Raw genomic sequence first — 20,405 nt, 5'->3', positions numbered from 1 at the left:
TAAGTATAAAGATGTTTAAAAAGACAATAGTAGCAGGTGCATTGATATTGACAGCATCAGCAAATGCACAGTTGAGAGTGGGAATCGAGTCAAACTCTCAATATTATAACAATGATAATAGAATTAAAATTGATACACTCGAAGCAAAAAAACCTTTCCGTTCCAACAATTATGTAAAGTTGGATTACACATTAAAAAACTTTGAGTTTGGATTGCAAGTTGAAGGGTATGCTCCCAAGGCAATCTTGAATTACAATCCAGATTATAAAGGTGTACACGTTGGTCATGTATTTGCTCGTTACAACAATTACGAAAAAGGCGTTGATATAACAGCAGGTCACATGTACGAGCAATTTGGTAGTGGATTGGCGTTGCGTTTTTGGGAAGATCGTGCCTTGGGTATCAACAACTCATTGTTTGGAGGTAGAGTAAAATTGAACATCGGAGAGGGAATCCAAGTAAAAGCGTTGGGAGGTAAGCAACGTGTAGGTATGGGGTTTGACTTTTCTGAAGGAATAGTTTATGGTGCCGATTTCGAAGCAGATGTGACTGAATTAAAGGCCTTAGAAGACTATACATTCAAGGTAGGAGCAACTTTTGTTGGTAAATATGAGGATTTAACTAAAACACTTTCTTCTTCTTACGATCCTTCAGACTTTGTTGGCTTTGACAAAAATACATTTATATTTGGTCCAAGAGCAGAATATGTTGGTGAAAACTTCAACGTACAGGGAGAGTTTTTGTATAAAACAAAAGAAGTGCAATTTGAAAATTTTGATTATAAAACGGATGTCAATAGAGCAGGAAATGCCTTTTTGCTTAATGCAGGATATACTAAAGGAGATTTTGCTGTAAACTTGAACTTGAGAAGAATGGAAAATTTTGCTTTGTATTCTCAAAGAAATATGTCAGGAAATCAATTTAATTATGGAATGATAAATTACATACCGGCATTAACAAAACAATACGATCATACATTACAGAATATTTTTGTGTATCAAGCACAACCACAAATGATTTATTATCAAGATGGGTATGAAAAACAAGGTGAAATAGGAGGACAGTTTGATATGTTTTATGAAGCTCCTGCAGGTTCTACTTTGGGTGGCGAAAGAGGAGCAAGTTTTGCAATTAATGGTTCATATTGGGCTGGATTGAAAAATAAAATAAGCCATTATAATGTAATTGATAAATGGGGAGGAGAAGAAGAAAAAATTAATTTATCATCTGATATTTTTGGTTTCGGAAATAAATATTATAGCGATTTTGCTATTGAGTATAGAAAGCCTATGTCTGATAGATTAAATACAATCTTTTCGTACTTAAATCAATTTTATAATAGTAAATACATTATGATAAAGGACTATGCAGTGAATGCCCATACCATCGCTGCAGAAGGTACCTACTTCTTGACTGATACAAAATCTGTACGTTTGGAATTGCAACATCAGTGGGCGAGTGCCGATAGAAGAAACTGGGCAGGGGGTACATTGGAGTACATCCCAAGTAAAAAATGGTCGTTCTTCGTACATGACATATACAACTACGGTACTAAAAAAGAAGCTGAAAAAATGCATTATTACAGCTTTGGTGGTGCCTTTACCAAAGGTGCTACTCGTATCGCAGCTACTTATGGCCGCCAAAGAGGTGGAATGATCTGTGTAGGTGGTGTGTGTAGAATGGTACCAGAGTCTGCCGGATTTACTTTAAATATTACAACTAATTTTTAAGGTCTTTCTCACATAGCTTCTATGTGATAGAATATATTATTATTTTTAAAGGTTGTTACTCTTTTTTGAGTAGCAACTTTTTTATTTAATTTAGAAGTGTGATAAATAAATACCATATAAACACCCATTGGGCATTTTAAATTATACTTGCTTTTACTTATTTCCTTTTTCAATACAAATTTGTTAATGTATTGAATTAAGGTTAAAGCAGTTATTTTGCTGATAATTTGTGTTTTAAAACCGCTGAATGATTTTGCATAATTCCTTTTAATCATAAATTGATTACATAATTGCAAAATAGAAGTTTCGACCAAGTCAAAATAATGTTTCGATTCTTTTCCTCTTTTTCTTAAATAAGTAAAGTTTTCCCCTTATCTGATTTATATGATAAAAAAGATTTTGTTTTCTTTTGTTGTAAACACTCCTTTCTATTTTGGTTTTCAAAGCTGATGAGGGAAAAAACTTTTTTAAAACTTCTAAAATTCTTTCGTATATTTGTCCTAAGTTGTTCGTTTTTGATTTGTTTTAGCGAAATAAATACACTGATTTTCTGTTAAATGAACAACTTTTATTTATTTCATAATGCAAACGGATTGATAAATAAGAAGTCGTAGAGACAATAGTATTAAAAAAAATGGCAAAATTATTGATAGGTCTTGCGGCGGTTGTGGGGTAAATCAAGAGATTGTTGTATGAGTTTTTTGTATAGAAGGCGTGCAGATGTAGAAAACAACCAAAATATAAAAAGTTTACTAAAGTGTGATAAATATAAAATAAAAGGTTATCTTCGTGATAAGATGACTATTCGATATAAAAGATGAAGTTGTTTTTCTTTACTAAAGGAGTGTGTTATGAGAGCGTAATTGCCGATTGTGAGTAAGGCAAGAGGTTTTCTTGTGAGGGGCTCCCAAGTAAAGACAATCAGTAGAGTCTTTTTATTTTAATTAATTGTTTAACTAAATTTTTTTTATGCAAAAAGAAAAATTATTTTTGAAAAGGCAGTTTAGATGGTTGTACGCCATAGTGCTCTTTTTCTGTATGTCTGCATTTTCTTTTGGGCAAAACGGAGGAACAATAGGCGGCCCAGGAACGCCACCACCCAGTGGAGGTTCTTATGGAGCGTGGCCTACTTTGTTGGTAAATGAGGACAACTCTCCTACGCCAAGTGCTTGTGGAGATCCAGACACCTATACAGTTACAGTGCGAAACGGAGGTACGGCTTGTTCGTCTGCTAAGCTGAAAGTAATCTTGCCAGGAGGGTTTGTTTATGAGCCAAATTCTGTAAGTGTTTCTCAAAACACTATCGGAGCTACGGCTACTTACGAATCATATACAGGGCAAGAGCTTACAATTGCTTTAAACATACCGCAAGCAACTTCTACAGTAGGAGCTCAAAACTTTAAGGTGTCGTTTAAGGCAAAGGCAAACTGCGAAACGATTGCAACCGCATCAGTCGCACCAGACCAAAAGCCAAAGATGACCTATCAGTTGCTTTTGGATAGTTGTGCTGGAGGAGCTACTCAAAATCAGTCTGGTTTTGGTCAGGCAATCAATGTAAATTTTGCAGTTTTGCAAACTACGGTTACTCCTGCTACTTCTGTAAAACCAGTAGGAGCAGAGATCGAGCGTACCATCAAGGTAAGAAACACTGGAAATGGGACTTTAAAAAACTTTAAAGTAAAAGCTACTTTAGGAGCGGCCTACAATTGATTTCTACAGCTACTCCTACAGTTTCAGGTTGGACGGTAACGTATTCAAATAATGAATATACCTTTGCTGCCCAAGGTGCAACATCTTTAGCCCCAGGTCAAGAGGTGTCTTTTACAAGAAAAGTAAAAATCAATTCTTGTGAAAACCTTACAGAAAGCTATGAGGCTGTTTATGGTTGTGGTACTGTGTATCAAGAGTGTACTTATCAAGGGCAAAACAACGCAAAGGTAAATGTCCAAAACTCTATCGATACCACGGTAAGACCTAAGGTGGTGATACATAATAATTGGTCAGAGTCGGAAGCTAATGGTTCAAGACCTGCTAATAGGTATTGTTTAGATACAGATTATTATCGAATTTTTAAAATCGAAAATGAAGGACAGGCTACTGCTCTGAATTATAAATTTACGATTTGGACGATAGGCGATAATGCAAGTTTTTCTACTTTCTTCTATGATCAGTACGAATTGTCTGAAAATGAGAATTTCTCAGGGGCTACTATTCAGACTGATGCACAGAAAGAGTACCATACGCAACAAAATGCAAGCTTGACAGGTGCTAACGGAAAAGTTAGATCGATGGTTGTCACGATTCCTACGATAGAGCCTGGTAAAATCTATTATTTGAGATTTAAGTTGCGTAACAACAATTATTTGTCAACTGTTGCATGTGAAAACAAACCAAATATATTCAATCTTGGTTACGTACAAAGAGTAGCAACCTATCAAAGTGCCAATACTTGTGGGGCAGCTATAACATATGATGGAGGAAATAGAACGACGCAGTCAGCCGTAAATAATTATTATGGTCTGACACATGAGTCGTCGTTTTCGGCTGTTCATGGTCAGGAAATTCCTGTAAAATTACGTTCGAATATTTATCATAGTCCAGGAAATTCAAAAGCAGGCGACTATTTTGAAATAGTGGTAGAAACCTCACCATCTTTAGACATTACTACAGGTAGTATGCTTCTTACAAAGTCTAATGGAGGTGTGTTTGCAAATACTACAATGAGTGGTCCTGAAACTGGAACAAATGGCTCAAAAATATGGCGTTATAAAATTCCTTATGCCGGAGAGTTGGACGCTCGAGGAGGTGTTTTCCAATTCAAAACTACTTATACCTGCTCTGAAGAAGCTTGGTACAAGGTGCATACCGAGATAAAGAGAAGTTATGGTTGTGAAGACTCAAATCCAAATCTTTTCAAGTCACCTTGTACAACAGTCAATCTGATTCCTACAGGATGTTCTACTACTTGTGAAAAAGGAGGGATTCAGTTGGGCGAAGCCAAAGCGATGCGTTTGGATTTAGGATATAAATCACCAACTCCAGACGATAGCGGAAAGCCAGTTTATCCTTTACAGACGGTAGATCCAGCAGTAGATGATATCAACGGAAATATTTTCCATGTGTTAGATAGAGTAGAAATCAGTCATAAAGGAAAAGTTGTTTATGGTTCAGATTCGCCTACTACTGAATGGAAAAAAGGTCGTTTCGAATTCGATATGCCTGATAATCTGACAGAAGGGTCTAGTACAGATATTTCTACTATTGTTTTGGAAAATAGTGGTAAGTTTGAGTTGAAACGAGGCGGACAAACCTATGTGGTAGAAAATTTACCTTTGACGATCACAGGCAATAAAGTGAGTTTGGATTTTGACGCAACTACTTTAGGTTTAAATAATGGTACAATTACACATTTCTTGGCCGATGACGAGCTGAGAGCTTCGTTGGTAATCAAGCCAAGAAATATGAATGTTACTGTACCAACTACTCGTACGTTTAATCCAGAATTTTATTTCTTACATGAGCAAGACGGAGAGAAATATCAATGTGGAGCAAAACAAAAAGTAAATGGAGTGTATGTAATATCTCGTGTTACTTTTAATGTTTATAATTATACATCGGCAGGAAGCAAGTTAATTGATTGTCGTGTGCTGAATGGAAAACCAGGAGGTACTGGAGATAATGCCATCAATTCGCCAGGTGTTGCAGCTCATATTATATTGAATGGAAATGGGAATATGAATGCAGCCTTTAACAACGAAAACCGTCAATTTGTACAGTTCAAAAAATTGAGGGTTTCGGTACCAGAAGGATTGACTATGACAGGTATGCGTATGGCAGTATCAAATCAAGGAACGAGTTCAATTACTCATGCTCAGTTACCTCAATCGGTGGTAACCTTACCTACTCCAGTGAGTGGTCAAGATTATGACTTTGATTTACAAGAGATATTGAAAGAAAAGTTCAATGTGCCTTCGCTCAATATAGATGAAGGGGTCTCTATGTATTTGGTTCCTGAGATTCGCAAAAATTGTAATAGTCAACCAGAAGAAGAAATTAAATTAAATCTTATTTGGTCGGGTACAGCTACAGAAACGAATTTTGGTAATAAGGCATATTACGAAGTAGAGGATCAAATCACCAATAAAGAGGTGAAGATTAAGTATTTGTTGGATGTGGATAAATTTACAAGTAATGTTGTAGATGCTGATGCTGTATCAAATACAGAAGAGTTGAAATGGGTGGTACGCATACAAAATGTTTCGCAATTCCACACTTTCAACAAAGTTTGGTTAGGTTCTCAAGACTTGAATATTACTTCGGTACAAGAGATAAACGGACCAACAGTAGGATCAGCTACTATAGGTGCTGAGTTGACAAAAGTAAATGGAGTGTATCAAATAGGAGATATTGGTACCAATGTAAACAAGTACTATTTGGTAAAAGCAACCAATACACAATGTGAAGACGGAAATGCAAATATAATTGTAGGAAATACTTGTGAAGAATACCCTACTGCAGTTTCTGAAACAGCGTGTAAAGCAGTGAAAATACCGGTAACTTTTACAAAAACTACGGCTGGTTTGCAAACGTCTTTTGTTATGCAACCCGATGCTGCAAATAGAGCAAAACTTTGTGATCAATTGACTTTTGAGGTAGAAATAAACAACTCAGGACAAGGTTTAGCAAAAGATATCAAAGTACGAATTCCTTTAGGAAATGCCGAAGGATTAGACTTTGTTGCTGGATCTGCTTATCATTCAGCAGTGTTTTCTACAGGAGTACAAACTTCAGATCAACAGATTTCAGATGCAAATGTAGCTGTTACAGCTTCGGATATATTGATTACTTTACCAGCTACTGTTCAGCTAAATTCAGCACAAAAGGTACGAGTGAAAGTTTCTTTGTCATTGAAAGACGATTGTTCGTTCCGTTCAGGACAAAGAATCGGATTCTATCCAAAAGGTAAAAACTATTGCGGTAGTGATATAGTTGCCATTACAGGAGCTATTAGCAATCGTGTGGTAATCGAAGGAGCACCTTCGGACGAACCTATTTTACAAGTAAATCAAGAGGTAGCAAAAGTTCTTTATGCAGAAACCGTAGGTGGCCAAGTTAAAGGAAAATATACTTTCCAATTTACTAATACAGTGCAAAACGCAGTTTATTATCCATTGACAAGTGCTTATAGAATTGCAATCAAATTGCCTACAGGTTGGTCGTTTGATACGCCTCAAACGGTTTTTACAGGGGCAAATGCTGATAAGGTTCAGTACGAATCACATGATCAAGGATCGAATACTTATGTGTATAAATTTATAGGAGATCTTATACAAGGACAATCGTTGCTTATTCAAGAAGCAGGTTTAACTTACGATCATGTAAACAATCAGATAGAATGTGTTGATTTGAAAGGTCTGGGTTATTCGGTGTATTCTGAATTCCAAATACCAAGTTCTTCGTGTACTTCAACAGTAAATTGTACTATCAAACACTTGGTGTTGCAAGAAGATACTCCGTTTGTTCTTACATTCCCAGAAATGAATCTGCAAGCAACAAAAGAATATTGTAGTACAGATCATCCAAAAGTTTCAGATCTAACGGCTTTGTTGAATACCAACAGAATCGTAAAATGGTATACTTCTCCTACAGGAGGAACTGCTTTGGATGAAAATACACCTTTGCAAGCAATAAAATACTATGCAGCTTGGAAAGACGCTTTATTGGGTTGTGAGTCTGAAAGAAAAGCGATAACTATTAGCCTTAAAACAACAGCTCAACCAGTAGCACAAACTACACAAACATTCAACTGTTCGGCTACAGTAGCACAATTGCAGGCTACAGGAACAGCTATAAAATGGTATAATGCACAAGGACAAGAGGTAACAGGTACAACACCACTTGTTTCAGGTACTTATTATGCTACTCAAACAATAGACGGTTGTGAATCTGAGAAGAAAGCTATTACGGTAAATATCGTGAGACCAGTAGCACCAGTAGCAGATGCTACACAGACATTCTGTTCAGGAGCTACAGTGGCAGATTTGACAGCAACAGCAAATCAAGTAGGAGCGACTCTTAATTGGTATGCAAATACTACAGATACTACACCATTGGTAGCAACAACTGCTTTGACAAATGGAACAGTTTATTATGTAGCAGAAACGTTTAACGGATGTGAGTCACAAAGAGCACAGGTAACGGCTGATGTAAAAACAGTAGTAGCCAATGCAGGAGTAGACCAAGCTTCTACAGTTACTTCGTTTACAATGGCGGCAAATCAACCAGCAGCAGGCGAAAACGGTCAGTGGTCGGTAGTAAGTGTAACGGATGTAAATGGAGGAACTTTAGCAACTACGGAGGTACAGATTGCAGATGCTACTTTATACAATACGCAAGTAACGATTCCAGTAGGGGCTACTGCAGAATTGAAATGGACTGTAACAAATGCAATGCCTTGTACAGCTTTTGATACGGTAGAAATAAAATCTACAGGAAGTATCAATGCAGAAGATGATATTGTTCAGAATCCAGTAAACGGAGCCAATGGAGCAACAGGTGTTGTAAATGTATTGACAAACGATACGAAGAATGGAACACCAATTACTAATCCATCAGAAGTAACGCTTACAGTAGTAACAGAAGCGACACCTATCAACGGAGGTTCTGTACCTTCATTGAATCCTACAACAGGAGAAGTATCGGTACCAGCAGGAACACCAGCAGGTAACTATACGATAACCTATAAAATCTGTGTACCAAGTACGAGTATTTGTGATACAGCAACTGTAACTGTGCCAGTAAGAGCGGCAGAGATCAACGCTGTAAACGACGATTATACAAGTACACCAGTAAATGGAGCAAACGGAGCTACATTAGGAAATGTATTGACCAACGATACTTTGAATGGAGCAACGGCGACTATAGATAAGGTAGCTATCACGGTGGTAACAGGAGCTACGCCAGCTACATCAGGAGCTAGCGTTCCAGAGTTGAATCCATCAACAGGAGAGGTAAGCGTACCAGCAGGAACACCAGCAGGAACTTATACTATAGATTATAAAATTTGTGAGCAGTTGAATCCATCAAACTGTGATACAGCAACTGTAACAGTATTGGTAAATACAATAGATGCTCAAGACGATGTAGTACCTACACCGGTAAACGGAGCAGATGGAGCAACGAATGTTGTGAATGTATTGACCAATGATACGAAAGACGGAGGTTCAATTACTGATCCATCAGAGGTAACGCTTACAGTAGTAACAGAAGCGACGCCAATCAATGGAGGATCAGTACCTACATTAGATCCATCAACAGGAGAGGTAAGTGTACCAGCAGGAACACCAGCAGGTAACTATACGATAACCTATAAAATCTGTGTACCAAGTACGAGTATTTGTGATACAGCAACAGTAACTGTACCAGTAAAAGCGGCAGAGATCAACGCTGTAAACGACGATTATACAAGTACACCAGTAAATGGAGCAAACGGAGCTACATTAGGAAATGTATTGACCAACGATACTTTGAATGGAGCAACGGCGACTATAGATAAGGTAGCTATCACGGTGGTAACAGGAGCTACGCCAGCTACATCAGGAGCTAGCGTTCCAGAGTTGAATCCATCAACAGGAGAGGTAAGCGTACCAGCAGGAACACCAGCAGGAACTTATACTATAGATTATAAAATTTGTGAGCAGTTGAATCCATCAAACTGTGATACAGCAACTGTAACAGTATTGGTAAATACAATAGATGCTCAAGACGATGTAGTACCTACACCGGTAAACGGAGCAGATGGAGCAACGAATGTTGTGAATGTATTGACCAATGATACGAAAGACGGAGGTTCAATTGCCGATCCATCAGAGGTAACGCTTACAGTAGTAACAGAAGCGACACCAATCAATGGAGGACCAGTACCTACGTTAAATCCATCAACAGGAGAGGTAAGTGTACCAGCAGGAACACCAGCAGGTAACTATACGATAACCTATAAAATCTGTGTACCAAGTACGAGTATTTGTGATACAGCAACTGTAACTGTGCCAGTAAGAGCGGCAGAGATCAACGCTGTAAACGACGATTATACAAGTACACCAGTAAATGGAGTAAACGGAGCTACATTAGGAAATGTATTGACCAACGATACTTTGAATGGAGCAACGGCGACTATAGATAAGGTAGCTATTACGGTGGTAACAGGAGCTACGCCAGCTACATCAGGAGCTAGCGTTCCAGAGTTGAATCCATCAACAGGAGAGGTAAGCGTACCAGCAGGAACACCAGCAGGAACTTATACTATAGATTATAAAATTTGTGAGCAGTTGAATCCATCAAACTGTGATACAGCAACTGTAACAGTATTGGTAAATACAATAGATGCTCAAGACGATGTAGTACCTACACCGGTAAACGGAGCAGATGGAGCAACGAATGTTGTGAATGTATTGACCAATGATACGAAAGACGGAGGTTCAATTACTGATCCATCAGAGGTAACGCTTACAGTAGTAACAGAAGCGACGCCAATCAATGGAGGATCAGTACCTACATTAGATCCATCAACAGGAGAGGTAAGTGTACCAGCAGGAACACCAGCAGGTAACTATACGATAACCTATAAAATCTGTGTACCAAGTACGAGTATTTGTGATACAGCAACAGTAACTGTACCAGTAAAAGCGGCAGAGATCAACGCTGTAAACGACGATTATACAAGTACACCAGTAAATGGAGCAAACGGAGCTACATTAGGAAATGTATTGACCAACGATACTTTGAATGGAGCAACGGCGACTATAGATAAGGTAGCTATCACGGTGGTAACAGGAGCTACGCCAGCTACATCAGGAGCTAGCGTTCCAGAGTTGAATCCATCAACAGGAGAGGTAAGCGTACCAGCAGGAACACCAGCAGGAACTTATACTATAGATTATAAAATCTGTGAGCAGTTAAATCCATCAAACTGTGATACAGCAACTGTAACAGTATTGGTAAATACAATAGATGCTCAAGACGATGTAGTACCTACACCGGTACATAGTGGAAATGGAGCAACGAACGTTATTAATGTATTGACTAACGATACTAAAAACGGAGGATCAATTACCAATCCATCAGAGGTAACGCTTACAGTAGTAACAGAAGCGACGCCAATCAATGGAGGATCAGTACCTACATTAGATCCATCAACAGGAGAGGTAAGTGTACCAGCAGGAACACCAGCAGGTAACTATACGATAACCTATAAAATCTGTGTACCAAGTACGAGTATTTGTGATACAGCAACTGTAACTGTGCCAGTAGCACCAAACACAGTAGATGCTAAGAATGACATCAATAATACATTTGTAAACACAGCAGTAAGCGGTAATGTTTCAACAAACGACGAAGATCCACAAGGAGATGAGTTGTCAAGCTTTGAATTGTTGACTTCATCAACACAAGGAGGACACAATTTAGTATTCGATGTAGACGGAACATATACCTTTACACCTGCAAACAACTTTACAGGAACAGTAGTTTACGAATATAAAGTATGTGATAATGCAACAGTACCGGCATGTGATACAGCGACATTAACAATCGAAGTATTGCCATTGCCAGTAGCAGGAGTAAACACAGTAGTAGCAAACGATGATACAGCAGTTACGACGAAAGATGTAGCAGTAACAGTAAATGTTAAGGCAAACGACTTCGATCAAGAAGGAAATACATTCACAGTAACTGAGGTAACTACACAACCTACGAACGGAACAGTAGTAGTAAACCAAAATGGAACGATTACTTATACACCTTCAGCAGGTTTTGTAGGAACAGATTCGTTTGTATATGAAATTTGTGATAACGGAACACCACAAGCATGTGATACAGCTACAGTAACAGTAGAAGTAAAAGATGTACCAGCGGGAGTGAATGTAACAATCGCTAACGATGATGTGTTCAACGGACCACAAAATAATGTGATAACAGGAAATGTATTGACAAACGATACAGATCCAGAAGGACACGCTCAAACAGTAACAGGAAATACACAACCATCAAATGGAGTTGTAGTAATGAATCCAGACGGAACATTTACATACACACCAAACAATGGATTTGTAGGACCAGATCAGTTTACGTATGTTAAATGTGATAACGGAACACCACAAGCATGTGATACAGCAACAGTATACATTGTGGTAAGTCCAAACACAGTAGATGCTAAGAATGACATCAATAATACATTTGTAAACACAGCAGTAAGCGGTAATGTTTCAACAAACGACGAAGATCCACAAGGAGATGAGTTGTCAAGCTTTGAATTGTTGACTTCACCAACACAAGGAGGACACAATTTAGTATTCAATGTAGACGGAACATATACCTTTACACCTGCAAACAACTTTACAGGAACAGTAGTTTACGAGTACAAAGTATGTGATGATGTAACACCAGTACCGGCATGTGATACAGCGACATTAACAATCGAAGTATTGCCGTTGCCAGTAGCAGGAGTAAACACAGTAGTAGCAAACGATGATACAGCAGTTACGACGAAAGATGTAGCAGTAACAGTAAATGTTAAGGCAAACGACTTCGATCAAGAAGGAAATACATTCACAGTAACTGAGGTAACTACACAACCTACGAACGGAACAGTAGTAGTAAACCAAAATGGAACGATTACTTATACACCTTCAGCAGGTTTTGTAGGAACAGATTCGTTTGTATATAAAATTTGTGATAACGGCACACCTCAGGCATGTGATACAGCTACAGTAACAGTAGAAGTAAAAGATGTACCAGCGGGAGTGAATGTAACAATCGCTAACGATGATGTGTTCAACGGACCACAAAATAATGTGATCACAGGAAATGTATTGACAAATGATACAGATCCAGAAGGACACGCTCAAACAGTAACAGGAAATACACAACCATCAAATGGAGTTGTAGTAATGAATCCAGACGGAACATTTACATACACACCAAACAATGGATTTGTAGGACCAGATCAGTTTACGTATGTTAAATGTGATAACGGAACACCACAAGCATGTGATACAGCAACAGTATACATTGTGGTAAGTCCAAACACAGTAGATGCTAAGAATGACATCAATAATACATTTGTAAACACAGCAGTAAGCGGTAATGTTTCAACAAACGACGAAGATCCACAAGGAGATGAGTTGTCAAGCTTTGAATTGTTGACTTCACCAACACAAGGAGGACACAATTTAGTATTCAATGTAGACGGAACATATACCTTTACACCTGCAAACAACTTTACAGGAACAGTAGTTTACGAGTACAAAGTATGTGATGATGTAACACCAGTACCGGCATGTGATACAGCGACATTAACAATCGAAGTATTGCCATTGCCAGTAGCAGGAGTAAACACAGTAGTAGCAAACGATGATACAGCAGTTACGACGAAAGATGTGGCAGTAACAGTAAATGTTAAGGCGAACGACTTCGATCAAGAAGGAAATACATTCACAGTAACTGAGGTAACTACACAACCTACGAACGGAACAGTAGTAGTAAACCAAAATGGAACGATTACTTATACACCTTCAGCAGGTTTTGTAGGAACAGATTCGTTTGTATATGAAATTTGTGATAACGGCACACCTCAGGCATGTGATACAGCTACAGTAACAGTAGAAGTAAAAGATGTACCAGCGGGCGTGAATGTAACAATCGCAAACGACGATGCGTACAATGGGCCACAAAATAATGTGATCACAGGAAATGTATTGGCTAACGATACAGATCCAGAAGGACACGCTCAAACAGTAACAGGAAATACACAACCATCAAATGGAGTTGTAGTAATGAATCCAGACGGAACATTTACATACACACCAAACAATGGATTTGCAGGACCAGATCAGTTTGAGTATACAATCTGTGATAACGGAACACCACAAGCATGTGATACAGCAACAGTGTATATTACAGTGAGTCCGTTTACAATTGAAGCGAAAGATGATTGGTATATTTCATTTGACGGTCGTATAGGAGGGGTTACAGAAATTAATGTAGTAAACAACAACGACTTGTTAAATGGAGAAGCGATTGAGTTTGGAGCAGCAGGACAACCAATGGTAGTATTGACTCCAGGAGAATCGCCAGTACCAGGTAAGATTACGATGGATCCAGATACAGGAATCATTACAATTGATCCTACGGTAGCAGCAGGAGTTTATGCGTATCCGTATACAATCTGTACGAATACAGCACCGGTAAGCAACTGTTCGTCGGCTGTGGCTTATGTGGTGGTAGATTTAGCACCGGCAGATGTAACCATCGAATGTGGTGAAGACTATCCAACAGATGCGGCAGAATTTGGAGATGCAGACAACGCACCATGTAGAATCGACGTATCGACGATTACTTACGAAGATGTAGTTGTTGAAGATAAGGAGAACTGTACAGGTAAATCTATTTACAGAACATGGACAGTGGTTGACAGCTGTGGAAACGAGCGTCAAGTAACTCAAGAGATTACAGTTGTAGATACAGTAGCACCAACGTTTGTAGAAGCATTGCCACAAGACGTAACAGTAGAGTGTGATGCAGTACCATCGGTTCCAGTATTGACTGTAGAAGATTGTTCAGATGTAGAAGTAGTGTTTGAAGAAGTTCGTAAAGATGGAAATTGTGCAAGCAATTACACATTGAGAAGAACATGGACAGCTACTGATGCATGTGGTAACCAAGCAGTACATACACAGGTAGTAATAGTACAAGATACTACCGCACCGGAGTTTGTTTCTACCTTACCAGCGAAAGAGATCTTTATCAGATGTGAAGATTTGAAAGAAGCTGAGAAATTAGAAGCTAAGGACAACTGTGGAGATGTTACATACTCAATCAACGACGAAGTAGTACCAGGAGAATGTGTAACGAAATACGCGATATTACGTACATGGACAGCTACAGACGAGTGTGGAAACTCTATGAGCTATACTCAGACAATCAACTTGTCATGTCCAGTAGAGATTACCAATGTGGTAACGCCAAATGGAGACAAATTGAACGACTATTTGGTATTGGATGGTATAGAGTGTTATCCAGGCAACCGAGTAGAGATCTACAACAGATGGGGAGTATTGGTATATGAGACAGATAACTATAACTCAAAAGGAAATGTATTCGAGGGATACTCAAACGGACGAGTTACGATATCACAAGGCTCAATGTTACCAACAGGTACTTACTACTATGTAGTTAAATACGCGTTAGACTTGGGTAACGGTGAGGTTTATAACATAGACCAAGCAGGATTCATCCACTTAGAAACCAAATAATAATAGCTAGATTATAATGAAAGTATCAAGTAAAATAAACAAGATGCTATTGGGAGTAATCTTGTTGGGGTGTGCACAAGCACACTCCCAACAAGATCCTCAATACACAAATTACATGTACAACACGGTAAATATCAACCCAGCATATGCGGGAAATAGAGGCGTGTTGAGTGTATTTGGGTTACATCGTACCCAATGGGTAGGATTGGATGGTGCCCCTACAACCAATGCATTTTCAATTCACACTCCGATAGAGGGGTCAAAATTGGGTATTGGCTTGAGTTTTGTAAATGACCGTTTGGGGGTTACAGAGGAAAACACAGCTAGTATCGATGTTTCATATACTGTGGATTTAAACCAAAGAGGAAGTAAATTGAGTTTTGGTATCAAAGGAACAGCGAACTTTTTAAACGTAGAATATAGCCGTTTGAAAGCAGCACATCCAAACGATCCGTATTTGGCAGCAAATATTGAGAATCAATTTACACCAAATATCGGAGCCGGAGTTTACTGGCACAACGACAATACGTATTTAGGATTGTCAGTTCCGAACTTTTTGGAGAACAATCGATTTGACGAAGGGGTTTATAGTTCGATGAACCAACGCATGCACTTTTTCCTAACGGGAGGGCATGTTTTTGAAGTAAACCCGATGTTGAAATTCAAGCCTGCCTTTTTGTTAAAAGCAGTAGAAGGAGCACCGTTGCAAGCCGATGTAACAGGAAATTTCTTGATCCACGACAAGTTGGTATTAGGAGCGGGTTACAGATGGAGTGCAGCCTGGAGTGCATTAGCAGGTTTTCATTTGACAGACGAGTTGTTTATAGGATATGCGTATGACTCGGAGACGACGAAATTGCATACCTACAACAGCGGCTCACATGAGGTGTTCTTGCGATATGAATTGTTTAAAAAGTATCGTCGCGTAAATTCGCCACGTTTCTTCTAAAAAATACAGATTATGGACAGAAAGAAAATAGTACTATCCTTAGCGAGCTTATTTTTGATAGGAAGCGTAGAAGGAAACGCTCAGTCAGGATTAAAGAAGTCGAACAAAGAGTATGACCGATGGGCATACATTGAGTCGGCAAAGATTTACGAGAAAGTATTGAAGAGAGGTTACTCGAGTCAAGATCTTTTGGAGAAATTAGGGAATTCATATTATTTTAATGCTTTGTATGCCGAAGCAAATAAATACTATGGTCAGTTGTTTGCAGAGTACGGATCAGAAGGGATTTCAGAGGAGTATTACTACCGCTATGCACAAACCTTGGAGCATATAGGAGAGAATGCTTTGTCAAAGAAATACTACGATATCTTTGTACAAAAAGTAGGGAGTGAGAAGCAAGTAGCCAAATTCAGAGCATCGGAGCGAGAGTTGCGAGATCAAATCAAAGCCAACTCAAACCGTTACCAAGGATTGGAAAACTTGTCAATCAATACGCCTTATGCAGACTACGGAAGTTATGTTTATGACAATCAGTTGTACTTTACCAGTGCACGTGATACAGGAAGTTTATCAAAGAAAGTACATACGTGGACAGATGCGACCTTTACAAGTTTGTATCGTCACGACTTGGAGACAAGAAATGACAACAAGCCAGCAGTAAAACGCATCAAGGGAGAGGTAAAAAGTATCTTAAACGAGTCAACAGGAGTAATTACCAAAGACGGACAAACGATGTATTTTACACGCAACAATATCATTGATGGCGTTAGAAAATACGACGGAGAGAAGAGTACATTGTTGAAAATTTACCGAGCAAAATTGGTGGACGGACAATGGAAAGAAGTTGAGGAATTGCCATTCAACAGCAACGAATTCAACACGGCACACCCAGCGTTGAGCAATGATGAGAAGTTGTTGTACTTTGCTTCGGATCGTCCAGGAGGATATGGAGGATCGGATTTGTGGAGAGTATCGATTCACGACAATGGAACGTTTGGAGGGCCTGAGAATTTAGGCCGGCGATCAATACAGAGTTTAGAGATACCTTTCCATTTATCACCAGCAATGACGAGTTGTACTTTTCAACAGACGGTCGTGTAGGTTTGGGAGGATTGGATGTATTTGGCGTAAAAACGTATGCAGACAGAAGCTTTGGAGAGGTTCAAAACTTAGGAGCACCGATCAACACCAACGCAGATGATTTTGCTTATTACATCGATTATCAAACCAAACAAGGATTTGTGTCATCTAACCGCGAGGGAGGAAAAGGGAATGATGACATTTATAGTTTCTTAGAAGTACGCCCATTACAATTAGATTGTTTACAAAACTTGACTGTAGTGGTAGTAGATAGAAATACCAAAGAAGAGATCAAGGATGCTTCATTGACATTGTACGATTTGGTTTACAATGTAGAAAAGAGAGGAGCGACTTACAACTATGGTGCGTATAGATTTGAGAAGGACTTTGGGTGTAAAGAGAGCTACCGAGTAAAAGCAGAGAAAGCGGGTTACAATGCTGCAGAGACAGTAGCGTATTTACCAGCAAAGAGCGGCGAGACGAAGGTAGTGATCGAGTTAGAGCCAGTAAAGATACCGTTCAAGGAAGGGGACGATTTGTTTAAGGTGTTGAACTTAAATCCGATATACTTTGACTTAGACAAGCACTTTATTCGTCCTGACGCAGCGTTAGAGTTGGCAAAAGTATTGGCAGTAATGGAGGAATATCCGACGATGGTTATCGATATCCGTTCGCATACGGATAGTAGAGCTTCGTTTAAATACAACGAGCGATTATCAGACCGAAGAGCGAAATCGACACGAGAGTGGTTGATTAGCAAAGGGATTGCTCCATCACGTTTGACAGCCAAAGGATATGGAGAATACGAGTTGACTAACAGATGTTCGGACGGTGTACCATGTACGGAAGAAGAACACCAAGCAAACCGTAGATCAGAGTTCATCATCATTAGTATGTAATCATCATACAATATGTGATAAAGAAAAACCCCCTCATACGAGGGGGTTTTTTTGATAGGAAAACTCTATTTTATACTCTTAATTTTTTTCTAAAAACACCTATTTACCATAGCAATATTCGTATTTTTGCTTCCTACATTAATAAAAACGAAAACTATGCACAAAGATTCAAAGAGAAGAGAAGCATTGTTGTATCACGCAAAGCCTCAACCTGGAAAAATTGCGATTGTTCCTACCAAAGCATACAATTCGCAAAGAGATTTGTCCCTGGCATATTCTCCTGGGGTGGCAGAACCTTGTTTAGAAATTGAAAAAGACAAAAACAATGTATATAAATACACAGCCAAAGGAAATTTAGTAGCTGTGATTTCCAACGGTACAGCCGTTTTAGGATTGGGAGATATCGGTCCCGAAGCCTCAAAACCTGTAATGGAAGGAAAAGGGCTGTTGTTCAAAATTTTTGCCGACATTGATGTGTTTGATATTGAAGTAGATGCTACCGATATTGATAAATTTGTAGAAACAGTCAAAGCCATTGCTCCTACATTTGGAGGGATAAATTTAGAAGACATCAAGGCACCTGAAGCTTTTGAGATTGAAAGACGCTTGAAAGAAGAACTCGATATTCCTGTAATGCATGACGATCAGCACGGTACAGCCATCATTTCGGCAGCAGGACTTCTTAATGCTTTGGAACTGGCTGGGAAAGATATTCGTGAAGTAAAAATCGTGGTAAACGGAGCAGGAGCTGCGGCTATTTCGTGTACGCGTTTGTATTTATCATTAGGTGCCGATCCAAAAAATATCGTAATGTGTGATAGCAAAGGAGTTATCCGCAAAGACAGTCCAAATCTTACGGAACAAAAAGCAGAATTTGCAACTGATAAAGATTTTCATACACTCGAACAAGCAATGAAAGGTTCTGATGTCTTTATCGGATTGTCAAAAGGAAATGTCGTTACGCCAGAAATGTTATTGACGATGAACGAAAATCCTATCGTTTTTGCAATGGCAAATCCTACTCCAGAGATCGACTATCAATTAGCGATAAACACTCGTAAGGATATCATTATGGCGACAGGACGCTCAGACTTTCCAAACCAAGTAAACAATGTGTTGGGATTCCCATTTATCTTTAGGGGAGCATTGGATGTAAAAGCTACCAAAATCAACGAGGAAATGAAATTGGCTGCTGTGTATGCCTTGGCTCAATTGGCAAAAGAAAGCGTGCCAGAACAGGTAAACATTGCTTATGGAGAAAGAAAATTGGTTTTTGGTAGAGATTATATTTTACCTAAACCATTCGACCCACGATTGATTTCCGAAGTACCACCCGCAGTTGCTAAAGCAGCTATGGAATCGGGAGTTGCTACAGACCCTATTACCGATTGGGACAAATACAAAGAAAGTTTGCAAGAGCGAATGGGTAACGACAACAAATTGGTTCGCCTATTGATGAATAGAGCCAAAACCAACCCGAAAAAAGTGGTTTATACCGATGCAGATCAATTGAATGTATTGAAAGCAGCACAAATCGCTTTTGACGAAGGTATTGCGCAACCTATTTTGTTAGGAAATAAAGAAATTATTTTAGAATTGAAACAAGAAATAGGTTTTGATGCCGAAGTAACTATAATCGACCCTAAAACCAAAGAAGAAGCTCAACGAAGAGATGAATTTGCCTTGAAATATTGGCAAAACAGACAGCGAAGAGGTGTAACCTTACTCGACGCTCAAAAGTTGATGAGAGATCGTATATATTTTGCGTCGATGTTGGTTTTAGAAGGCGAAGCAGATGCTATGTTGTCAGGATATTCAAAAAGTTATGCAAGCTCGCTGAAACCTGTGTTGGAACTATTTCCTCGTATGCAAGGGGTGGACAAAGTAGCGGCAACCAATTTGATGCTTACTAAACGAGGAACTATCTTTTTGTCAGATACTTCTATCAACCCAAATCCAACGGCAGATGAGTTGGCAAAAATCGCATTGATGACACATAAAACAGTAAAAATGTTTGGAATGCAACCTGTTATGGCAATGATTTCGTATGCAAATTACGGTTCTGCAAAACAAGAATCTCCAAGAAAAGTGGCGAATGCTGTAAAATATTTACATCAAAACTTTCCAGATATTGTAGTAGATGGAGAAATTCAAGTGGACTTTGCCTTGAATCAAGAATTGTTGAAAGAGAAATTTCCTTTTTCTAAATTGGTAAATAAAAAGGTAAACACCTTGATTTTCCCTAATCTGGATACTGCCAATGTTACCTATAAAATGTTGAAAGAACTCAATGGGGTTACATCTATTGGTCCGATGATTATGGGCTTGAATCATGCAGTACATGTGGTACAAATGGGAGCTACTGTAGAAGAAATAGTCAATATGACGGCGGTAGCTGTGGTAAACGCACAGGATTTAAATAAATTATAAAAAAAGA

Annotated in this window: 7 protein-coding genes and 1 pseudogene; 7 read left to right on the top strand and 1 reads right to left on the bottom strand. The window is 38.8% G+C overall.

Annotation, left to right across the window (positions count from 1 at the left end):
- The first annotated feature begins 11 nt into the window (after positions 1-11).
- A complete protein-coding gene (locus AB4865_RS01555) occupies positions 12-1,730 on the top strand; it encodes a DUF6029 family protein (protein ID WP_372473983.1) in 1,719 nt (572 codons plus the stop codon).
- A gap of 137 nt (positions 1,731-1,867) precedes the next feature.
- Here AB4865_RS01555 and AB4865_RS01550 read toward each other — a convergent pair.
- Positions 1,868-2,090, bottom strand: a pseudogene (locus AB4865_RS01550) (IS982 family transposase); the annotation flags it as partial.
- Between the two features lie 609 nt (positions 2,091-2,699).
- Between AB4865_RS01550 and AB4865_RS01545 the strand changes: the two are divergent.
- From AB4865_RS01545 to AB4865_RS01520, 6 genes are all read left to right on the top strand, one after another.
- The gene (locus AB4865_RS01545; protein WP_372473982.1) at positions 2,700-3,440 is read left to right on the top strand and encodes a hypothetical protein; all 741 of its coding nucleotides are present in this window, start codon (positions 2,700-2,702) and stop codon (positions 3,438-3,440) included.
- A complete protein-coding gene (locus AB4865_RS01540; RefSeq protein WP_372473981.1) occupies positions 3,437-15,040 on the top strand; it encodes an Ig-like domain-containing protein in 11,604 nt (3,867 codons plus the stop codon). The genes AB4865_RS01545 and AB4865_RS01540 overlap by 4 nt, the downstream gene beginning before the upstream one ends.
- Positions 15,041-15,056: 16 nt before the next feature.
- Complete coding sequence (locus AB4865_RS01535; protein WP_372473980.1) at positions 15,057-15,989, top strand: type IX secretion system membrane protein PorP/SprF; 933 nt, start codon at positions 15,057-15,059, stop codon at positions 15,987-15,989.
- A gap of 12 nt (positions 15,990-16,001) precedes the next feature.
- Entirely contained in the window at positions 16,002-17,090 is a 1,089-nt protein-coding gene (locus AB4865_RS01530) for a hypothetical protein (protein ID WP_372473979.1), read from the top strand.
- Positions 17,063-17,968, top strand: coding sequence for an OmpA family protein (locus tag AB4865_RS01525; RefSeq protein WP_372473978.1), 906 nt, complete (start codon positions 17,063-17,065; stop codon positions 17,966-17,968). The genes AB4865_RS01530 and AB4865_RS01525 overlap by 28 nt, the downstream gene beginning before the upstream one ends.
- A gap of 156 nt (positions 17,969-18,124) precedes the next feature.
- The gene (locus AB4865_RS01520) at positions 18,125-20,398 is read left to right on the top strand and encodes an NADP-dependent malic enzyme (protein ID WP_372473977.1); all 2,274 of its coding nucleotides are present in this window, start codon (positions 18,125-18,127) and stop codon (positions 20,396-20,398) included.
- Positions 20,399-20,405: the final 7 nt, after the last annotated feature.

It is taken from the genome of Capnocytophaga sp. ARDL2 (genome assembly GCF_041530365.1).
Taxonomy (GTDB): Bacteria; Bacteroidota; Bacteroidia; order Flavobacteriales; family Flavobacteriaceae; genus Flavobacterium.
Note: the sequence above shows the minus strand (reverse complement) of the source record. Positions and strands in the feature narration are given on the sequence as shown.

Coding starts and splice junctions, on each gene's coding strand:
- AB4865_RS01555 (WP_372473983.1), top strand. CDS start 12: ATGTTTAAAAAGACAATAGTAGCAGGTGCATTGATATTGACAGCATCA.
- AB4865_RS01545 (WP_372473982.1), top strand. CDS start 2,700: ATGCAAAAAGAAAAATTATTTTTGAAAAGGCAGTTTAGATGGTTGTAC.
- AB4865_RS01535 (WP_372473980.1), top strand. CDS start 15,057: ATGAAAGTATCAAGTAAAATAAACAAGATGCTATTGGGAGTAATCTTG.
- AB4865_RS01530 (WP_372473979.1), top strand. CDS start 16,002: ATGGACAGAAAGAAAATAGTACTATCCTTAGCGAGCTTATTTTTGATA.
- AB4865_RS01520 (WP_372473977.1), top strand. CDS start 18,125: ATGCACAAAGATTCAAAGAGAAGAGAAGCATTGTTGTATCACGCAAAG.